Consider the following 19,833-nt stretch of genomic DNA (forward strand, 5'->3'; position numbering starts at 1 on the left):
TTTCAAGCTCCTTGGATACGTGAGGGGTTGTTGCGCACGATGTGCACGGGCTGGGGCTGGCCCGGGCGGGCCTGGCCGGCGGACGAGCAGCCGTCGAACGCGGCGGGCTCCTCCCAGCTTTCGTCGATGGGGGGCTCGGGCGGCACGTCGATGCCGGTCTGCGGCTTGTGCCCGGCCAGCTCCAGCAGTGCGGCCAGCGCGGCGGCGTAGGGGCTGGCGCGCTGGACCAGGGCGGCATGCACGGCGTCCAGCAGGTGCGCTATCTCGCCCAGGAAGCCCTTGGCCTCGCGCGGGGGCTGGGTGGAGACGAATTCCAGTACCGCCGGCAGGTAGTCGGGCAGCTCGTCCTCGACCAGCAGCAGGCCGGCCTTGGCATAGGTCTCGCCCAGGTCGATCATGGCCGGGCCCCGGTCGCGCGAGTCGCCATGCACGTGTTCGAACAAGTACAGCGAGGTGGAGCGGCCGCGGTCGAACAGCTCCACGTACTCGGTCTCGGCGGTGAGCGCGTCGCTGGCCTGCAGGTGGCGCACCAATGCGGCCAGGCTGGCGCGGTGGCGTGCGTTCAGCACGCCGTCCGCGGCCACCAGCGACTCCATCTCGTACAGGTGTTCGCGCAGCGCGGCGTCGGGGTAGCCCAGCAGCGCGGCCAGCACGCGCAGCGTGACGGCGCCGGGGTGGCGGCCGGCAACCCGCTGCGTCACCGGAATGTTGTGCGGCTCCTGCATGTTCACACCTCCGCCTTGATGGGGATGGTGCGCTTCTTTTCCTGGCCGAACAGACTGACGTTGGACACGCCGTCCGAGCAGCCGTTGCCAAAGGTGAAGCCGCAGCCGCCGCGCACGTTGAAGGCGTTTTCCGCGTATTCGCGGTGCGTGGTGGGGATCACGAAGCGGTCCTCGTAGTTGGCAATCGCCATGATCTGGTACATGTCCTCGGCCTGTGCCTGGGTCATGCCGACCTGGTTCAGCACGTCGGTGTCGATGCGCCGCTCCACATGCTTGGCGCGCTGGTAGGCGCGCATGCCCAGCATGCGCTCCAGCGCCCGCACCACCGGGGCGGTGTCGCCCGCCGTGAGCAGGTTGGCCAGGTATTTCACCGGGATGCGCAGCTGGTTCACGTCGGGGATCTGGCCGTTCACGCCCAGGTGCCCGGCGTTGGCGGCCGAGCTGATGGGCGACAGCGGCGGCACGTACCAGACCATGGGCAGCGTGCGGTACTCGGGGTGCAGCGGCAGGGCCACCTTCCAGTCCACGGCCATCTTGTACACGGGGCTCTTGCGCGCGGCCTCCATCCACTTGTCGGGGATGCCGTCGATCTTCGCCTGGGCAATCACGGCCGGATCGTGTGGATCGAGGAACAGGCCCAGCTGCGCCGGGTACAGATCGCGGTCGCGCTCGACGCTCGCCGCCTCCTGGATGCGGTCGGCGTCATACAGCAGCACGCCCAGGTAGCGGATGCGGCCCACGCAGGTCTCCGAGCACACGGTGGGCTGGCCGGCCTCGATGCGCGGGTAGCAGAAGATGCACTTCTCGGCCTTGCCGCTCTTCCAGTTGTAGTAGATCTTCTTGTACGGGCAGCCCGAGACGCACATGCGCCAGCCGCGGCACTTGTCCTGGTCGATCAGGACGATGCCGTCTTCCTCGCGCTTGTAGATCGAGCCCGAAGGGCACGAGGCCACGCAGGTCGGGTTCAGGCAGTGCTCGCACAGGCGCGGCAGGTACATCATGAAGGTGTTTTCGAACTGGCCGTACATCTCCTTCTGGATGTCGTCGAAGTTCTTGTCCACGCTGCGCTTTTCGAACTCGCCGCCCAGGATTTCCTCCCAGTTCGGGCCCCAGACGATCTTGTCCATCTGCTTGCCGGTGATGAGGCTGCGCGGCTTGGCCGTGGGCGAGGTGCTCATCTCGGGCGCCGACTGCAGGTGCGCGTAGTCGAACGTGAAGGGCTCGTAGTAGTCGTCGATCTCCGGCAGGTTCGGGTTGGCGAAGATGCGCATGAGCAGCTTCCACTTCGCGCCCTGGCGCGGAATGATGGAGCCGTCGGGGCGGCGCACCCAGCCGCCGTTCCACTTGTCCTGGTTCTCCCATTCCTTGGGGTAGCCGATGCCGGGCTTGGTCTCGACGTTGTTGAACCAGGCGTACTCCATGCCGGGGCGGCTGGTCCAGACGTTCTTGCAGGTGACGGAACAGGTGTGGCAGCCGATGCACTTGTCCAGGTTCAGCACCATGCCGATTTGGGCGCGGATTCTCATGCCGTCTCTCCTTGGTCCAGCGTGGGTTTGATGAGTTGGTCGGCAACAGGGGTGTCAAGCCAGTCGACCTTGTTCATCTTGCGCAGCACGATGAACTCGTCGCGGTTGGTGCCGATGGTGCCGTAGTAGTTGAAGCCGTAGCTGAACTGGGCATAGCCGCCGATCATGTGCGTGGGCTTCAAGACCACCCGCGTGACCGAGTTGTGGATGCCGCCGCGCACGTTGGTCATCTCCGAGCCGGGCGTGTTCACGATCTTTTCCTGCGCGTGGTACATCATGACCATGCCCGGCTTCACGCGCTGGCTGACCACCGCGCGGGCCGTCAGCGCCCCGTTCACGTTGAACAGCTCGATCCAGTCGTTGTCCTCGATGCCGGCGCGCTTGGCGTCGTCCTCGCTGACCCAGACGATGGGCCCGCCGCGGCTCAGGGTGAGCATCAGCAGGTTGTCGGTATAGGTCGAGTGGATGCCCCACTTCTGGTGCGGGGTGATGAAGTTCAGCGTGATCTCGGGGTTGCCGTTGGGCTTCCTGCCCATCACCTCCGCCGTGGCCTTCAGATCGACCGGTGGACGGTAGCTGGAGAAGCCCTCGCCGAAGGCGATCATCCACGGGTGGTCCATGTAGAACTGCTGGCGGCCCGTGAGGGTGCGCCATGGGATCAGCTCGTGCACGTTGGTGTAGCCGGCGTTGTAGCTCACCGTCTCGCTTTCGATGCCGCTCCAGGTGGGCGAGCTGATGATCTTGCGCGGCTGCGCCTGGATGTCGCGAAAGCGAATCTTCTCGTCCTCGCGGTGCAGCGCCAGGTGGGTGTGGTCGCGCCCGGTCTGCTCGCCCAGCGACGCCCAGGCCTTCACCGCCACATGGCCGTTGGTCTCGGGCGCCATGTGCAGCACCACCTCGCAGGCGTCGATGTCGCTTTCGATCTTCGGCATGCCCTGGCTCACGCCGGGCTCCTGCACCACGCCGTTCAATTGGCCCAGCTGCGTGACTTCCAGCTTGGTGTCCCACTGGATGCCCTTGCCGCCGTTGCCCAGCTTGTCCATCAGCGGGCCCAAGGCGGTAAAGCGCTTGAAGACGTTGGGGTAGTCGCGCTCGACCACGGTCATCTGCGGGCCGGTCTTGCCGGGGATCAGGTCGCACTCGCCGCGCGTCCAGTCGGCCACGCCGAAGGGCTGCGCCAGCTCCTGCGGCGAGTCGTGCATCAGGGGCGTGAGCACCAGTTCGCGCTCCACGCCCAGCTGGCCCGGGCACAGCTCGCTGAACTTCTGGGCGAAGCCCTTGTAGATGTCCCAGTCGCTGCGCGCCTCCCAGGCCGGGTCCACCGCCGTGGACAGCGGGTGGATGAAGGGGTGCATGTCGCTGGTATTGAGGTCATTTTTCTCATACCAGGTGGCCGTGGGCAGCACGATGTCCGAGTACAGGCAGGTGGTGCTCATGCGGAAGTCCAGCGTGACCACCAGGTCCAGCTTGCCCTCGGGCGCCTTGTCATGCCAGACGACTTCCGTCGGCTTGGCCTCCTGCGCTCCCAGGTCCTTGCCCTGCACGCCGTTGCCGGTGCCCAGCAGGTGCTTGAGGAAGTACTCGTGTCCCTTGCCCGAGCTGCCCAGGATGTTGGAGCGCCACACGAACATGTTGCGCGGCCAGTTGTCCGGGTGGTCCGGGTCGGTGCAGCTCATCTTCAGGCTGCCGCTTTGCAGGCCTGCCACTGCGTAGTCCTTCGGGTCCTGGCCCGCCGCCTGCGCGTCGCGCACGACTTGCAGCGGGTTGGTCTTGAGCTGCGGGGCCGTGGGCAGCCAGCCCATGCGCTCGGCGCGCACGTTGTAGTCGATCATGCTGCCGCCGTATTCGGAGCGGTCGGCCAGCGGCGAGAGCACTTCCTCCACGCCGATCTTCTCGTAGCGCCACTGGTCGGTGTGCGCGTAGAAGAAGCTGGTGGAGTTCTGAAAGCGCGGCGGGCGGATCCAGTCCAGCGCAAAGGCCAGCAGCGTCCAGCCGGTCTGCGGGCGCAGCTTTTCCTGGCCCACGTAGTGCGCCCAGCCGCCGCCGCTCTTGCCGATGCAGCCGCACATCATCAGCATGTTGATGACGCCGCGGTAGTTCATGTCGCAGTGGTACCAGTGGTTCATCGCCGCGCCGATGATGACCATGGAGCGGCCCTCGGTGTCGTGCGCGTTCTGCGCGAACTGGCGCGCCACGGTGATGACCAGGTCGCGCGGCGTGCCGGTGATCTGCTCCTGCCAGGCGGGGGTGTAGGGGTGGTTGTCGTCGAAACTGGCGGCGGCGAATTCGCCGGGCAGGCCGCGCGCCACGCCGTAGTTGGCCACCTGCAGGTCGAACACCGTGGCCACCAGGGTGCTGCCGCCGGCCAGCTGCAGGCGCTGCACCGGCACGGTGCGCACCAGCACGTCGGACTGCACGTTGGTGGGGAAGTCCTCGGTGGCGATGCCGCCGAAGTACGGGAAGCCGACGCGTGCGGTCTCGCTCGCCTGCTCACCCTCCAGCAGCGACAGGCGCAGGCGCACCTCGCTGCCGCCTGCCGCATCCTTTTGCTCCAGGTTCCACTGGCCCTTGTCGGCGCGGCCGTCGGGGCCCCAGCGGAAACCGATGGCTCCCTGCGGCACCACCACGGCGCCGGACTCGTCCAGCGCCACGGTCTTCCACTCGGGATTGTTGGCCTGACCCAGTGATTGGTCGAAATCGCTGGCGCGCACGTAGCGGTCGGGCACCAGCACCGTCTCGCCGGTCTCCAGCACCTTTTCCTTCAAGGTGACCAGCATCGGCATGTCGGTGTAGCGGCGCACGTAGTCGTCGAAGTAGGCGCTGCGTTCACCGTTGTCGGGGAAGTAGAACTCCTTGAGGATCACGTGGCCCATGGCCATGGCAATCGCTGCGTCCGTGCCCTGCTTGGGGTGCAGCCAGATGTCGGACAGCTTGGCGACTTCGGAGAAGTCGGGCGTCACGGCCACCGTCTTGGTGCCCTTGTAGCGCACCTCGGTGAAGAAGTGCGCGTCCGGCGTGCGCGTCTGCGGCACGTTGGAGCCCCAGGCGATGATGTAGCTGGAGTTGTACCAGTCGGCACTCTCGGGCACGTCGGTCTGCTCGCCCCACACCTGCGGGCTGGACGGCGGCAAGTCGCAGTACCAGTCGTAAAAACTCATGCACACGCCGCCGATCAGGCTCAGGTAGCGCGTGCCGGCGGCATAGCTGATCATCGACATCGCCGGAATGGGCGAAAAACCGATGATCCGGTCAGGGCCGTGTTTCTGGATGGTGTGGATGTTGGAGGCGGCGACGATCTCGTTGACCTCGTCCCAGCTGGAGCGCGCAAAGCCGCCCATGCCGCGCACCTTCTGGTATTCGCTGCGCTTGGCGTCGTCGGCGACGATGCTGGCCCACGCCTGCACCGGGCCCAGGGTCTGGCGCGCGGTGCGCCACAGGCGCAGCAGGCGCGCCCGCACCATGGGGTACTTCACGCGGTTGGCGCTGTACAGGTACCAGCTGTAGCTGGCGCCGCGCGAGCAGCCCCGAGGCTCGTGGTTGGGCATGTCCCAGCGGGTGCGCGGGTAGTCGGTCTGCTGGGTTTCCCAGGTGACGATGCCGCCCTTCACATACACCTTCCACGAGCACGAGCCGGTGCAGTTCACGCCGTGGGTGGAGCGCACGATCTTGTCGTGCGCCCAGCGGTTGCGGTAGGCGTCCTCCCAGGTGCGGTCCTCGCCGGTGACCTGGCCGTGGCCGCCAGCGAAGGTCTCGCGCGGCTGCGAGAAATAGGTGAGGCGGTCGAGGAAGTGACTCATCGTGGCTCCTTGGATGGGAATGCGTTGTAAGAGGTGGCGAGGGGCGTTGCAGGCATGGGACAGTGGCGAACGGCAATCACACAGGCATCTCGGCGTTCCTGCGGGCGTAGTACCACCAGGTCACGACGACACATACCAGGTAAAAACCAGCAAACACCCAGAGTGCCAGCTCGGGCCCGCCGGTGGCGGCGATCGAGCTGCCGTAGCTCTTGGGAATGAAGAAGCCGCCATAGGCGCCCAGGGCGCCGGCAAACCCCAAGGCGGCGGCGCCCTCGGTGTTGCCTTCCTTGATGGCGGCGGCGCGCGCGGCCTCGTCGGATTCGGGCGCCTCGCGCAGTTTCAGCTTCAGAAAGATCGCCGGAATCATGCTGAAGGTGGAGCCGTTGCCGATGCCGGTGGTGAAGAACAGCACCAGGAACATCAGGAAGAAGCCCATGAAGCTGCCCTCCGCCGGGCCAAACGGCATGATGTGCCCGCCCGTGCCCTTGGGCAGGAAGTACAGCACGCCCAGCACGCCCAGCGCCATGGCCAGGAAGTTCCACAGCGTGACGCGGGCGCCGCCGAACTTGTCGGCCAGCCAGCCCCCGAAGGGCCGGATCACGGCGCCCACCAGCGGCCCCAGCCAGGCATAGGCCAGCGGGTTGATGGCCGGGAACTGGCTTTTCATGAGCAGCGGAAAGCCGGCCGCGAAGCCGATGAACGAGCCGAACGTGCCCAGGTACAGCAGACACATGACCCAGTTGTGCTTGCGCCGGAAGATGGCGGCCTGGGCGGCGAAGCTGGCGCGGGCGTCGGCGATGTCGTGCATGCCGAACCAGGCAGCGATCGACACCACCACGATCCACGGCACCCAGATGAAGGCGGCGTTTTGCGCCCACACCAGCTGCTGGGTGCCGTTGCGCACCATGCTCTGCGGCTCGCCGCCGAAGATGCCGAAGATGCCCAGGGTGATGACCAGCGGGCTCAAAAACTGCACCACCGACACGCCCAGGTTCCCGAGGCCGGCGTTCACGCCCAGCGCCGAGCCCTTGCGCTCCTTCGGAAAGAAGAAGCTGATGTTGGCCATGCTGGAGCTGAAGTTGCCCCCGCCCAGGCCGCACAGGAGCGCCAGGATCAGCATCGTCGGGTAGCTGGTGGTCGGGTCCTGCACCGCCATGCCGATGCCGACCGCCGGGATCAAGAGCGACGCGGTGGACAGCGCCGTGAAGCGCCGGCCGCCGAAGATCGGCACCATGAACGAGTAGAAGATGCGCAGCGTGGCGCCTGAGAGCGCCGGCGCCGCCGCCAGCCAGAACAGCTGGTTGGTCGAGTACTTGAAGCCCAGGTTGGGCAGGTTCACGGCCACCACGCTCCAGACCTGCCAGATGGCAAAGGCGACGAACAGCGCGGGCACCGAGATCCACAGGTTGAGCTTGGCCACGGCCTCGCCCTCGCGTTCCCAGAAGCGCTTGTCCTCGGGGGTCCACAGGGTGAGCAGCCGGCCCTGGCGCGAGGCGCCGGACGATGCTTTTTGAAGGGAAGACATGCAAGGGTCTCCGTTGAAGGGCGGTTTCAGCGCAGCGCAGCGGCAGTGCCGTGCGGGGCCATCACGTCGGTGCGGCGCACCTCGGTGAAATACATCCAGATGAGCGATACCCAGACCACGCCGTACATCAGCATGAAGGCGCTGGAGCGGATGCCGGTCCAGTCCATCAGCACGCCGAACAGGATCGGCAGGATGAAGCCGCCCATGCCGCCGGCAAGACCCACGATGCCGCTGATGGCGCCGATGTTGCCGGGGTAGTCGTCGCTGATGTACTTGAACACGCTGGCCTTGCCGAAGGCCCAGGCGATGCCCAGGATGAACATCAGGCCGGTGAAGACGTACACATTCAGGCCGATGTGAAAGACCTTGGGGCCGTCCACGGTGAGGATGGTGAAGTCGGTCTGCGGATACGACAGCAGGAACAGGCAGATCCAGCTCACCCACATGACCCACCAGGTGACGCTGTGCGCGCCGTACTTGTCCGACAGCACCCCGCCGATGGCCCGCAGCACGCCGCCGGGCAGCGAGAAGCACGCGGCCAGCAGCGCCGCCACGCGGATGTCCAGACCGTATTCGCCCACGTAGTACTGCACCATCCACAGCGCCAGCGCCACGTAGCCGCCGAAGACGATGCTGTAGTACTGGCAGTACTTGAGCACCTTGGGATCCTTGAGCGCCTTGAGCTGCTGGGTGAACGACACGTTGCTCGGCACCAGGTGCGCCGGATCGCTGGCGCTGAAGACCCAGAACAGCACCAGCACGCCCAGCATGATGGCGGCATACACATGCGGCACGGCCTGCCAGCCAAAGGCCACCAGGATGACCGGGGCGATGAACTTGTTGACCGCCGCGCCCGAGTTGCCGGCGCCATACACGCCCATGGCCATGCCCTGGCGCTGCTTGGGAAACCAGCGCGCCACATAGGGCGTGCCCACCGAGAACGCGCCACCGGCCAGGCCCACGAACAGGCCGATCACCAGGAAGTGCCAGTACTCGGTGGCATAGCCCATCATCCAGATGGCCGGCACGGTGATGGCCAGCAGGATGGTCATGACAATGCGCCCGCCGTAGCGGTCGGTCCAAATGCCCAGCGGCACGCGGATCAGCGAGCCGGTGAGTACCGGCATGGCGGTGAGCAGGCCGAACTGGGTGGACGACAGGTTCAGCATCTTCTTGATCGGGATGCCGATGACGCCGAACATCATCCAGACCATGAAGCAGGCGGTGAAGGCCAGCGTGCTGACCAGGAGCACGGACCAGGCTTGGGCGTTGCGGCGGGGATCGACTGCCGCTGTCGGTGACTGGGTAGCCATTGCGGGTGGTTCCGGTTGTGGAGTGACGTTGATACTCCACGCAACCGGGCCGCTCGCCCATCCTTCTGAGGCAGGGCCGCAGCACTGCAAAAGGAGGATGGCTGCCAGCGCCTGCCCTACTCCCAAAGAACTATGGGCGCCGGAAAAATATCAGTGAAATCAGCCTCTAGCCCTTATAGAGCAAGCGCCAGCAGCTATCAATTTCGACAGTCCTCAGGCCTGCTCCGCCGGCCGCTGACGGTCCGAGGCATAGACCGCCGCCTGCACCCGCGACGACAGCCCCAGCTTGCGCAGGATGTGCTGCACGTGGATCTTCACCGTGGTCTCGGCGATGGAAAGCTGGCGGGCGATTTCCTTGTTGCTGGCGCCGCGGGCAATCTCGCGCAGCACCTCCTCCTCGCGCGGCGACAGGGGCGTGTCCGGTGCCTCGGCGGGCGCGGGTGCCGCGCTCGCCTCGGGCGCGCCCTGCGTCTGGAAGGCCGCCACCAGCTTGCCCATCATCTCGGGGCTGACCACCGGCTCGCCGCGCGCGGCGCGGCGCACGGCCTCGGCCAGCAGGTCGCCGTCGATGGTCTTGAGCAGGTAGCCCTGCGCACCGTGGCGCAGCGCGGCGGCCAGGTCGGCGCCGTCCTCGCTCACGGTGAGCATGACCACGCGGCTGGCGGGCGAGGCTTCGCGCAGGTCGGCGATGGCATCCACCCCGCGCACGCCGGGCAGGTGGTTGTCCAGCAAGATGACCTGGGGCTTCTTTTGCGGCAGCAGGCGCAGCGCCTCGGCGGCGTCGCCCGCCTCGCCGACCACGTGCAGGTCTTCGTGCTGGGCCAGCAGCGCCACCAGGCCGCGGCGCAGCAGCGTGTGGTCGTCGATCAGGAACAGGGTGATGGGTGCGGGCATGGCGGCGTCTGTCTCGGGCGTCGTCAGGAAGAAGCGGTGAGGGGCGTGGCAGCGGCCGCCGCGCCCTCCACCGGGGTGGGGGGCAGCTCCAGCGTCACGCGGGTGCCGGGGCGGCCGGCGCTGGAGTCCAGCGTCAGCGTGGCCTGGATGCGTTCGGCGCGCTCGCGCATGATGCCCAGGCCCACGTGCAGCGAATCCGGCGGCACGGCGGCCGGATCGAACCCGCCGCCGTCGTCGCGCACCTCGAAGCGCCAGCGCGGGTGGCGCTGCACGCGCAGCTGCACGCGCCGCGCGCCCGCGTGCTTGCGCACGTTGGACAGCGCCTCCTGCACGATGTGCAGCACCTGGATCTGCACGTCCGGCGCCAGCGGCCGGCCCTGGCCGTGCATGGCCAGCTGGGTGGCCACGCCGGTCTGGTGCTCGAACTTGGACAGCGTGGCGCGCAGCGCGCCCTCGATGTCCTCGTCCTGGGTGCGGGTGCGAAAGTGCACCAGCAGCTCGCGCACGTCGGCATAGCACTCGCGCACGCCGGTATCGAGCTCGGCGATGGCCGCATCGCGCGCGGCGCCGTTGCCGCGGGCCACAGCGCCCTGCAGCAGCTGCACCTGGATCTTCAAAAAGGCCAGCGACTGGGCGATCGAGTCGTGCAGCTCGCGCGCGATCAGGCCGCGCTCGCCCGACACGGCCGCCTCGCGCTCCAGCGCCGTGGCGCGCAGGCCTTCCATCGAGCTGGCCAGGTGGCGCGCCATGCTCTCCAGCAGCTCGCGCGTGTCCTGCGCCAGGCTGACGGGGCGGCGGAAGAACAGCGTTACCTCGCCCATCAGGCGCTGGTGCAGCCGCACGGGGATGCTGACCACGGTCTGAAAGCCCGCCTCGCGGCAGTGCGGCAGCTGCATGTCCGTGGCCGGCAGGATGGGGATGACGCGCGTTTGCGCGCGGGCCTCGGTCTGGCCGCACTCGCAGCTGCCGGCGACCACGCAGTGCTCCTTCTCCACCATCGAAGGCGGCAGGCCGTCGGCGGCCAGCAGCACATAGCGCTCGTTGGCCTCGTCGGACCAGCGCACGGCCGCCGCGTCGGCCACGGCCACGCGGCGCACCTGCTGCACGAAGCCCTGGGTCAGCGCCTCCAGGCTGCTGGCCTCGGAGGCCAGGGCGCTCACCTCGTACAGCGCGGCCAGGCGCTGGTTTTGCACCTCGACGCTGGCGGTCTTCTCGCGCACCTTGCGCTCCAGGTCCTGGTGCGAGGCCTGCAGCGCGTGCGCCATGCGGTTGAAGCCGGCCGTCAGCTGGCCGAACTCGTCGTCGGCCTCCACCGCCAGGCGCGTGGACAGATCGCCGCTTTGCACCCGCGCCAGCGCCTGCTGCAGCCGCATCACGGGGTTGAGCACCAGCAGGTAGCTCAGCGCCATGAAGGCCACGGCGGCGGCAATGGCAAGCGCCACCATCATCAGCTGAAACAGATGCAGCCCGGCCGTCCAGCGGGCGATCTGCACCTCGATGGCCTCGACGAAGCCGTCCAGCTCGGTGACGAAGGTGTCGCCTCGCGCGAGCGCTTCCTCGCGCGAGGGCGGCTGGGCGTGCCACTGCGACCGAATGGCGCGCCACTCCTGCACGATGGCCGCGTAGTGCTCGCGCGTGGCGTCGCTCCAGGGCACGAACAGCGGCCGCGACGGATCGCCCGTGCGCAGCAGCTCCAGGCTGCCCTCGAAACGCTGCGCCAGCCGGTTGAACTCCTCCACGGGAGAGTCGTTTTGCTGCGCAAGCACCATGCGCAGCATGTTCATGCGCAGGCGGCCGGCTTCGTTCACGGCGGCGGCGCCGCCCTCCAGCTTCCAGGTCACCCACAGGGTGAAGCCGATGGAGGCCAGGGCCACGAGCAAAAAGGCCGTGCCCATGGCCAGCAGCTTCGCGGACAGGGTGGGACGGTGGCGCATGGCGGGCAGTGTAGAAGCAAAAGCCGCGGGGGCACCGCGGCTTTTGCTTCCAATCAGGCCTTGGCGCCCGCGGGGCAAGCGCCGGCAGCTATTAAATCAATAGCATCCTGGCGCCGAGGGCTCAGCCGCAGCTGCCCAGGGCCCCGCACTGCGTGCAGTAGTCGCAGCCGTCCTTGCGGATCACGGCGTGCGCGCCGCACTCGTAGCACTTCTTGCCGGCCATGGCCGGCGGCATGCCGCTGGCGGCCACGGGCGGCTCGTCCAGCGGCAGTTGCTGCTGCTCGGGCGTGCTGGCGCGGCGCGCCAGGATGTTCTGCACCGCGTAGGCGATGGCCGCCACCTCCGAGTCGTGCCACAGCGGCACCTGCACGCCGTCGGCGCGGGTGTGCGTGCCCAGCCGCACGGAGCCGCGGTCCCACGCCACCTTGCGCATGTCCGACAGCGCGCGCTCCAGGAAGCCGCCGCGCGCGGCCAGCGACAGCAGGCGCATGCTGGAGGTGATCCACTGCTGCGACTCGCCGCTTTGGCCCACCGGCATGAAGAACTCGATGGCCCGGTCCACCGTGCCGCCGCGCCCGTCGGGGATCGGCAGGAAGGAGACGATCAGGTACAGGCGCTTTTGGCCTTCCTGCGTCCAGTACTCGATCTTCTCGGCCACGGCGGCCAGGCCGCCCTTGGGGCGGCTCTCGATCACGGTGCGCATGGGGTCCGCCGGGCCGGCGTGCTCGGCCGCGGCCGCCTCGGCGGCCTGCTCGGGCGCCGGCGCGGCCGGGGTCACCTCCAGCACGGCGCCCAGGATGCTGTTGGGCCGGTAGGTGGCCAGGCCCTTCAGGCCCGAGTGCCAGGCCTGCAGGTACAGGTTCTTGAAGCTCTCGTAGGCATAGTCCTCGGGCACGTTCACGGTCTTGGAGATGGCCGTGTCCACGTAGGGCTGCACCGCCTCCATCATCGCCACGTGGTCGCTGGCAGACATCTGCATGGCGTTGACGAAGTACTCGGGCAGCTGGTTCACGTCGCCGCCCAGGGTCTTGTACAGGCGCCAGGCGTAGTCCTCGACCACGTACTCGCTCTTGCTGCCGTCGGCTTCGCGCTTCCTGCGCGTGTAGGTCCAGGAAAACGGCGGCTCGATGCCGTTGGAGGCGTTGTCGGCGAAGGCCAGGCTCACCGTGCCCGTGGGCGCGATGGACAGCAGGTGGCTGTTGCGAATGCCGTGCTTTCGGATGGACTTCTTGATGTCCTCGGGCAGGCGGCTGGCGAACGTGCCTTCGGCCAGGTAGCCGGCGGCGTCGAACTTGGGGAAAGCGCCCTTTTCCTTGGCCAGCTCGACCGAGGCGCGGTAGGCCGCGTCGCGCATGCGCCGCGCGATCGTGACCGCCATGTCGCGCCCATCCTGGCGGTCGTAGCGCACCTTGAGCATGGCCAGGGTGTTGCCCATGCCGGTGAAGCCCACGCCGATGCGCCGCTTGGCGGCCGACTCGGCCTGCTGCTGCGGCAGGGGCCAGAAGGTCACGTCCAGCACGTTGTCCAGCGCCCGCACCTGCAGCGCCACGGCGGCCTCGAAGGCGTCGAAGTCGAACGCCGCCTCGCCCTGCAGCCCGAACGGGTTGCGCACGAAGCGCGTCAGGATGACGGGCCCCAGGTCGCAGCAGCCGTAGGGCGGCAGCGGCTGCTCGCCGCACGGGTTCGTCGCCTGGATGTCCTCGGTATAGCGCAGGTTGTTGTCGGTGTTGATCTGGTCCAGGAACAGGATGCCGGGCTCGGCAAAGTCATAGGCCGACTGCATGATGGTGTCCCACAGCTCGCGTGCGCGCAGGGTGCGATAGACCCACTGGCCGTCGGCACGCTGGCGTGCGCCGCCCGCCTGCAGCTCGGCGCCAGGCGCCGCGCCATGCACCAGCTCCCACTGGCCGTCCTGCTCGACGGCCTGCATGAAGGCGTCGGGCACGCCCACCGAGACGTTGAAGTTGTTCCAGCGCCCCGGCGTCCTCTTGGCGGTGATGAAGTCCAGCACGTCCGGGTGGTCGATGCGCAGCACGCCCATCTGCGCGCCGCGGCGCGCGCCGGCGCTCTCCACGGTGGAGCACGACTGGTCGAACACGTTGATGTAGCTGCACGGGCCCGAGGCCATGGACGCCGTGCCCTTGACCAGCGCGCCGCGCGGGCGGATGCGCGAGAAGTCGTAGCCCACGCCGCCGCCGCGGCGCATGGTCTCGGCCGCCTCGCGCAGGGCTTCGTAGATGCCGGGGTAGCCGGCGTCGTCCACGCCCTGGATGCAGTCGCCCACGGGCTGCACGAAGCAGTTGATGAGGGTGGCCTGGATGTCGGTGCCGGCGGCGCTCATGATGCGCCCGGCGCCGATGGCGCCCGCGCGCAGGTTGTCCAGGAAGCGCGCCTCGAATTTCTCGCGCAGCTCGGGTTTTTCGACCGAGGCCAGGGCGCGCGCCACGCGGGCATACAGCTGATCCACCTCGCTCTCGCCGTTCTTGAAATACTTTTCACCCAGCACGTCCAGGCTGATGGGCTGGGCGGGCAGGTTGGGGGCGAGGTCGGTGATTTCGCGTTGCATGTGTCTGGTTCTCTGCTGGAGGGGGAAAAAGGCGGACCGCAAAGGTGCGGTCGGCCCGCGCGTCGCGCGCGGGCGAAACCGAGTTTGTACAACGCCCGGGCGAGGCGCGCCCCGGCCGGGCGCAATGTCCGGCGCCGCCGTCCGTTTTCTGTAGCACCCGGCGGCCGCCCCGCGCGGCCCGGCGACCGGCGGGGGCCCAAACCGGCCCGCCCGGACGTCGCGCCGAACCAACAATTACCATGACGCCATGTCCGCCTTTTCCATCCCGCTGCGCCGCCTCGCACCCGTTTGTGCGCTGGCCGCGGCCGTTCTGTCCGGCTGCGTGTCTCCTGCCAGCCGCCTCCAGGGCGATGCCTGGCAGGCGCAGCTGGCGCGCTGGCAGGGCGCGCCAGCCCTGCTGCTGGGCGAGCAGCACGACGCGCCCGCGCACCAGCAGTGGCAGCAGCAGACGGTGCAGTGGCTGGCGGCGCGCGGGCAGCTTGCGGCGCTGGTGCTGGAGATGGCCGAGGCGGGCGCCGCCACCGACGGCTTGGCGCCGCAGGCCAGCGCCGCGCAGGTGCGCGCCGCCCTGCGCTGGAACGACGCCGCCTGGCCCTGGCCGCGCTATGCCGATGTGGTCATGGCGGCCGTGGCCGCGGGCGTGCCGGTGCGCGGCGGCAACCTGGACGCGGCCGGCCTGCGCGCCGCCATGCAGGACGAGACGCTGGACGCCCACCTGCCGCCCGCCCCGCTGGCGCGCCAGCGCGAGGCGATCGAGCAGGGGCACTGCGGCCTGCTGCCGCCCGCGCGCGTGCAGCCCCTGGTGCGCGTGCAGCTGGCGCGCGATGCCCGCCTGGCGCGCACCGTGCAGCAGGCCCTGCAGCCGGGGCGCACCGTGGTGCTGGTGGCCGGCCACGGCCACGTGCAGCGCAGCCTGGGCGTGCCCACCTGGCTGCCCGCGGATTTACGGCCAAAAGTGGCCATAGCCCAGGCGGGACGAGCGCTGGCAGCTATCGAAAGCGAAGCAGACTTCATTCAGCCCACACCCGCCCTGCCGCCCGAGGACTACTGCGCCGGGCTGCGCGCGCGCTGGCCCGTGCAGCGCTAGACGCTAGGCCTGCGCGCGCAGCAGCTGCGCGAACTCTTCGGCCGGCAGCGGCCGGCTGCACAGATAGCCCTGGTACAGGTCGCAGCCGCGTCCCTGCAAGAAGGCCAGCTGCTCGGCCGTCTCCACCCCTTCGGCCACCACCTGCAGGCCCAGGCTGTGGCCCATGGCGATGATGGCGGCGCTGATGGCCAGGTCGTCGCCGCTGCCCGGCACGTCGCGGATGAAGCCCTGGTCGATCTTGAGCACGTCGATGGGAAAGCGCTTGAGGTGCGCCAGCGACGAGTAGCCGGTGCCGAAGTCGTCCACCGCGATGTGCACGCCCAGCGCCTGCAGGCGCAGCAGCGTCTGGCGCGCCTCCTCGGGGCGCTCGGCCAGGGCGCTCTCGGTCAGCTCCAGCTCCAGGCAGCGCGCGGCCAGGCCGCTGCCTGCCAGCGCCTGCGCGGCGCAGCTGGCCACGTCGGTCAGGTGGAACTGGCGCGGCGAAACGTTCACCGCCACGCGCAGCGCCGGCAGGCCCTCGTCCTGCCACTGGCGCGCCTGGCGGCAGGCTTCGTGCATGACCCACTGGCCCAGCACGCCGATCAGGCCCGAGCTTTCGGCTACCGGGATGAAGCGCGCCGGCGAGATCAGCCCCTCCTCGGGGTCCAGCCAGCGCACCAGCGCCTCGGCGCCGACGATGCGCCCGCTGGCCACTTCCACCTGCGGCTGGTAGTGCAGGAGCAGCTGGCCCTGCTCCATCGCCACGCGCAATCGCGCCTCGATCTCCAGGCGCTCGCGCGCGCGCTGCGTCATCTCCTCGCTGTAGAAGGCATAGGCGCCGCGCCCACGCGCCTTGGCGCCATAGACGGCGGCGTGCGCGCCCTGCAGCAGCAGTTGCGCGCTGGCGCCGTGCGCGGGGAACATGCTGATGCCCACGCTCACGCCCACCACCACGGCAATGCCCTGGGGCGAATGCCAGGGCTGGCCCACGGCGGCGATCAGGCTGCGCGCCACGGCGGCGGCGCCGTCGCCGTGGCGCAGCTGGCGCGCCACCACGGCGATCTCGTCGCCGGCCAATCGCCCGATCAGGTCGCCCGGGCGCAGCGCCGAGCGCACCTGCTGCGCGATGTGCTGCAGCACCTGGTCGCCCACGGCGTGGCCCCAGCTGCCGTTGACGTCCTTGAAACGGTCCAGGTTGAGCAGCAGCACGGCCAGCTGCTCGCCGCTGGCCCGCGCCTCGGCCACCGCCTGCTGCAGCTGCTGGCCAAAGTGCAGGCGGTTGGACAGGCCGGTGAGCGCGTCGCGCTGGGCCAGGAACTCCAGCTGCGCCTGGCGCGCCTTTTCCTCGGAGATGTCGGTGAAGATGCACACGTAGTGCGTCAGCTGGCCCTGCGCGTCGCGCACGGCCGACAGCGACATGCGCTCGGGAAGCACTTCGCCGCTCTTGCGCCGGTTCCAGATCTCGCCGCGCCAGTAGCCCTGGCGCGCCATGCTGTCCCACATGGCTTCATAAAAGGCCCGGTCGTGGCGGCCGGACTTGAACACCCGCGGCGTGAGTCCGCGCAGCTCGTCCTCACAGTAGCCCAGGATGCGCGTGAAGGCGGCGTTCACCGACAGGATGCGCGTTTGCGCGTCGGTGACCACCACGCCCTCGACGGTGTTGTCCACCACGGCGCTGGCCAGGCGCTGGCGCTCCTCGGCGGCGCGGCGCGCCGTCAGGTCGGTCAGGATGCCGGAAAAGCGCTCGGGCTCGCCGCGCGCGTCCAGGTGGCGCCGGCCGCGCGCATGGAACCAGCACCAGCTGTCGTCGAAACGGCGCAGCCGCGCCGTCTCGTCAAACACCTGGCCGCTGGCGATAGCGTGCTCCACGGCGCGATGCACGCGCTCGCGGTCGTCCGGGTGCAGCCGCGCCAGCAGCACGGTGCCGCCCGGCGGCTCGGGGCCCTCGTGGCGCAGCAGGCGCAGCAGCCCGGGCGAGTAGATGGAGCGGCGCTCGCGCAGGTCCCAGTCCCACAGGCCGCTGCCGCTGCCCTGCAGCGCCAGGCCCAGCACGTCCTGGCTGCGCGACAGCGCGCGGCGCGCGGCCACCATGTCGCCCATGTCCTGCATCACGCACAGCAACTGCGCGGCGGCCCCGTCCGCGCCCGGCACCAGGCGCACGTTGCACAGCACCGGCAGCGGCGGCGCGCCCGGGCGCAGGCACTGGCGCTCGACCTGGTAGTGCGCGATGCGGCCGGCCAGCAGATCCTCCAGCGGCGGCGTGGGCTGGCCGGCCTCCAGCGGCACGACCAGGTCGCAAAAGCGGTGCTGGCACACCTGCGCCAGCGGCAGACCCAGCCAGTCGCACAGGCGCTCGTTGGCCCACAGGGTACGCAGCGTGAACGGGTCCACGCGGGCCATGCCGGCCGGCGCGTCGCGCGCGATCTGCGCCAGCTGGCGCGCCATGGCCCCCCGGTGGCGCTCGGCGCGGCGCACGCGTGCCATCAGCCACCAGGCCAGCAGCCCCGAAACCAGCACGAACAGCCAGCCCTTGAGGGCGTGCCAGTGCGGCAGCCGGGCCTGGCCCAGCAGCCAGTCGCCCGCGACCACCCAGCCGGCCCCGAGGGCCAGGTAGAGGATCAGTCCCCACAAGGGCGTGATGCGAGACGCCCGCACCTCTGTGTCCATATCCATTGCGCTGCAGCATGCCAGGCCTGCTGCGACAATCCGCAACCATGAGCCAAGCTTACATTTTGACACTCTCCTGCCCCGACCGTCTGGGGCTGGTGCATGCCGTGTCCGGTTTCCTGCTCGAGCACGGCGCCAACATCGAGGAAGCCGCGCAGTACAACGACCACGCCACCGGGCTGTTCTTCATGCGGGTGCAGTTCGCCTGCGCGGGCCACGACGCGGCCACGCTGCGCGCGCACCTGGCCGAGTTTGGCGCGCCGTTCCAGATGCGCCTGGGCCTGCACCCGGTGGGCGAACCCATGAGGACCGTAATCATGGTCAGCCGCGAGGGCCACTGCCTGAACGACCTGCTGTTTCGCGTGAAAAGCGGCCTGCTGCCCATCCAGGTGGCGGCCATCATCAGCAACCACCGCGACTTCTACCAGCTGGCGGCCAGCTACGACATTCCCTTCCACCACATCCCCGTCACAGCCGCCACCAAGGCGCAGGCCGAGGCGCGGCAGTACGAGATCATCGAGGCTGAAGAAGCGCAGCTGGTGGTGCTGGCGCGCTACATGCAGGTGCTGTCGGGCGACCTGTGCACGAAACTGGCCGGCCGCGCCATCAACATCCACCACAGCTTCCTGCCCAGCTTCAAGGGCGCCAAGCCGTACTACCAGGCGCACGACCGCGGCGTCAAGCTGATCGGCGCCACCGCCCACTACGTGACGGCCGACCTGGACGAGGGCCCGATCATCGAGCAGGACGTGGCCCGCGCCGACCACACCGACACGGTGGAAGACCTCACGGCGCGCGGGCGCGACACCGAGAGCCTGGTGCTGGCGCGCGCCGTCAAGTGGCACAGCGAGCACCGCGTGCTGCCCAACGGGCACAAGACCGTCGTGTTCAGGTAACCCACCATGGCCGCCCCGGAGGGCGCCGGCCTGCGGCGCATTCCCCCCATCCAGTGCCTGCTGACGTTTGAGGCGCTGGCGCGCCTGCGCAGCGTGACGCAGACGGCCGACGAGTTGTGCGTGACGCCCAGCGCGGTGAGCCACCGCGTCAAGCAGCTCGAGCAGATCCTTGGCACGCGATTGTTCGGCCGGGCGGATTTTTCGCTGACCACCGACGGCAGCGCGTATCTGGCGCACGTGCGCGAGGGGCTCACCGCCCTGCAGCGCTTTCCCGGCATGGCCACCAACCCGGCCAAGCGGCGGCTGAAGATCGCCGTCACGCCAACGTTTGCCCGCGCCATCCTGATCCCGCGGCTGCGCCAGTTCACCGAGGCCTATCCCGAGATCGACCTGGCGCTGCAGGTGTCCATCCCGCTCTTGGACGTGGTGGCCGAGGACGCCGACCTGGTGGTGCGCTTCGGCCCCGGCCACTACGCCGACATGGAGCACGTGGAGCTGGCGCGCGACATCGTCACGCCCCTGGCCTCGCCGGCCTTCGTGCGCGAGCACGGGCCGTTCCAGCAGCCCGGCGACCTGGCCGAGGTGGCGCTGCTCAGAAGCCCGCTGGAGCCCTGGCGCAGCTGGTTCGACGCCTGCGGCCTGGACTGGCCAGCGCCCAACGAAGGCTCGCAGTTCAACGACGTGGGCCTGATGTGCGACGCCGCCGCCGCCGGCATGGGCGTGGCGCTGGTGCGACTGAAACTGGGCGCCCCCTGGCTGGACCAGGGCACGCTCGTGCGCCTGTTCGACATCGACGCGCCCAGCCCGCACGCGCACTACCTGTGCTGGCGCACCGGCACCATGGACCGCTGGGAGTGCTCCGCCTTCGCGGAATGGCTGCACAAGGCCATGGCCTGAACGGCGTTTAGCAGCCAAAACAGGCTC

General features: G+C 69.1%; 12 protein-coding genes. 3 read left to right on the forward strand and 9 right to left on the reverse strand.

Going from position 1 to position 19,833, the window contains the following annotated elements; genetic code table 11:
- Positions 1 to 2: 2 nt before the first annotated feature.
- The 8 genes from narJ to C7H73_RS00330 form a co-directional block, all read right to left on the reverse strand.
- On the reverse strand, positions 3 to 725 hold the full coding sequence (gene narJ / locus C7H73_RS00295; RefSeq protein WP_106844816.1) for a nitrate reductase molybdenum cofactor assembly chaperone: 723 nt from the start codon (positions 723 to 725) through the stop codon (positions 3 to 5).
- Positions 726 to 727: 2 nt separating this feature from the next.
- Entirely contained in the window at positions 728 to 2,251 is a 1,524-nt protein-coding gene (narH, locus tag C7H73_RS00300; RefSeq protein WP_106844817.1) for a nitrate reductase subunit beta, read from the reverse strand.
- On the reverse strand, positions 2,248 to 6,048 hold the full coding sequence (locus C7H73_RS00305; RefSeq protein ID WP_106844818.1) for a nitrate reductase subunit alpha: 3,801 nt from the start codon (positions 6,046 to 6,048) through the stop codon (positions 2,248 to 2,250). The genes narH and C7H73_RS00305 overlap by 4 nt, the downstream gene beginning before the upstream one ends.
- 76 nt (positions 6,049 to 6,124) lie before the next feature.
- The gene (locus C7H73_RS00310; protein ID WP_106844819.1) at positions 6,125 to 7,573 is read right to left on the reverse strand and encodes a NarK family nitrate/nitrite MFS transporter; all 1,449 of its coding nucleotides are present in this window, start codon (positions 7,571 to 7,573) and stop codon (positions 6,125 to 6,127) included.
- A 26-nt stretch (positions 7,574 to 7,599) separates the two neighbouring features.
- On the reverse strand, positions 7,600 to 8,886 hold the full coding sequence (locus C7H73_RS00315) for an MFS transporter (protein ID WP_106844820.1): 1,287 nt from the start codon (positions 8,884 to 8,886) through the stop codon (positions 7,600 to 7,602).
- Positions 8,887 to 9,099: 213 nt separating this feature from the next.
- Entirely contained in the window at positions 9,100 to 9,780 is a 681-nt protein-coding gene (locus C7H73_RS00320; RefSeq protein ID WP_106844821.1) for a response regulator, read from the reverse strand.
- A 23-nt stretch (positions 9,781 to 9,803) separates the two neighbouring features.
- A complete protein-coding gene (locus tag C7H73_RS00325; RefSeq protein WP_106844822.1) occupies positions 9,804 to 11,714 on the reverse strand; it encodes a type IV pili methyl-accepting chemotaxis transducer N-terminal domain-containing protein in 1,911 nt (636 codons plus the stop codon).
- A gap of 121 nt (positions 11,715 to 11,835) precedes the next feature.
- Positions 11,836 to 14,280 (reverse strand): adenosylcobalamin-dependent ribonucleoside-diphosphate reductase, encoded by a 2,445-nt coding sequence (locus C7H73_RS00330; RefSeq protein WP_106844823.1) that lies wholly within the window; start codon positions 14,278 to 14,280, stop codon positions 11,836 to 11,838.
- A 247-nt stretch (positions 14,281 to 14,527) separates the two neighbouring features.
- Here C7H73_RS00330 and C7H73_RS00335 point away from each other — a divergent pair, with 247 nt between their 5' ends.
- Positions 14,528 to 15,367, forward strand: coding sequence for a ChaN family lipoprotein (locus C7H73_RS00335; RefSeq protein ID WP_106844824.1), 840 nt, complete (start codon positions 14,528 to 14,530; stop codon positions 15,365 to 15,367).
- Positions 15,368 to 15,370: 3 nt separating this feature from the next.
- Here C7H73_RS00335 and C7H73_RS00340 read toward each other — a convergent pair whose 3' ends face one another.
- Complete coding sequence (locus C7H73_RS00340; protein WP_106844825.1) at positions 15,371 to 18,013, reverse strand: sensor domain-containing protein; 2,643 nt, start codon at positions 18,011 to 18,013, stop codon at positions 15,371 to 15,373.
- A 47-nt stretch (positions 18,014 to 18,060) separates the two neighbouring features.
- Here C7H73_RS00340 and purU point away from each other — a divergent pair, with 47 nt between their 5' ends.
- Positions 18,061 to 18,909, forward strand: coding sequence for a formyltetrahydrofolate deformylase (gene purU, locus C7H73_RS00345; protein WP_106844826.1), 849 nt, complete (start codon positions 18,061 to 18,063; stop codon positions 18,907 to 18,909).
- Positions 18,910 to 18,915: 6 nt separating this feature from the next.
- On the forward strand, positions 18,916 to 19,806 hold the full coding sequence (locus tag C7H73_RS00350) for a LysR substrate-binding domain-containing protein (RefSeq protein ID WP_106844827.1): 891 nt from the start codon (positions 18,916 to 18,918) through the stop codon (positions 19,804 to 19,806).
- Positions 19,807 to 19,833: the final 27 nt, after the last annotated feature.

This window comes from Pulveribacter suum (assembly GCF_003013695.1).
Lineage (GTDB): Bacteria > Pseudomonadota > Gammaproteobacteria > Burkholderiales > Burkholderiaceae_C > Melaminivora > Melaminivora suum.

Bases quoted from the DNA above. Each gene is read 5' to 3' on its own strand.
- narH (WP_106844817.1), bottom strand. From the start codon at position 2,251: ATGAGAATCCGCGCCCAAATCGGCATGGTGCTGAACCTGGACAAGTGC.
- narJ (WP_106844816.1), bottom strand. From the start codon at position 725: ATGCAGGAGCCGCACAACATTCCGGTGACGCAGCGGGTTGCCGGCCGC.
- C7H73_RS00305 (WP_106844818.1), bottom strand. From the start codon at position 6,048: ATGAGTCACTTCCTCGACCGCCTCACCTATTTCTCGCAGCCGCGCGAG.
- C7H73_RS00340 (WP_106844825.1), bottom strand. From the start codon at position 18,013: ATGGACACAGAGGTGCGGGCGTCTCGCATCACGCCCTTGTGGGGACTG.
- C7H73_RS00335 (WP_106844824.1), top strand. From the start codon at position 14,528: ATGTCCGCCTTTTCCATCCCGCTGCGCCGCCTCGCACCCGTTTGTGCG.
- C7H73_RS00325 (WP_106844822.1), bottom strand. From the start codon at position 11,714: ATGCGCCACCGTCCCACCCTGTCCGCGAAGCTGCTGGCCATGGGCACG.
- purU (WP_106844826.1), top strand. From the start codon at position 18,061: ATGAGCCAAGCTTACATTTTGACACTCTCCTGCCCCGACCGTCTGGGG.
- C7H73_RS00315 (WP_106844820.1), bottom strand. From the start codon at position 8,886: ATGGCTACCCAGTCACCGACAGCGGCAGTCGATCCCCGCCGCAACGCC.
- C7H73_RS00310 (WP_106844819.1), bottom strand. From the start codon at position 7,573: ATGTCTTCCCTTCAAAAAGCATCGTCCGGCGCCTCGCGCCAGGGCCGG.
- C7H73_RS00330 (WP_106844823.1), bottom strand. From the start codon at position 14,280: ATGCAACGCGAAATCACCGACCTCGCCCCCAACCTGCCCGCCCAGCCC.
- C7H73_RS00350 (WP_106844827.1), top strand. From the start codon at position 18,916: ATGGCCGCCCCGGAGGGCGCCGGCCTGCGGCGCATTCCCCCCATCCAG.
- C7H73_RS00320 (WP_106844821.1), bottom strand. From the start codon at position 9,780: ATGCCCGCACCCATCACCCTGTTCCTGATCGACGACCACACGCTGCTG.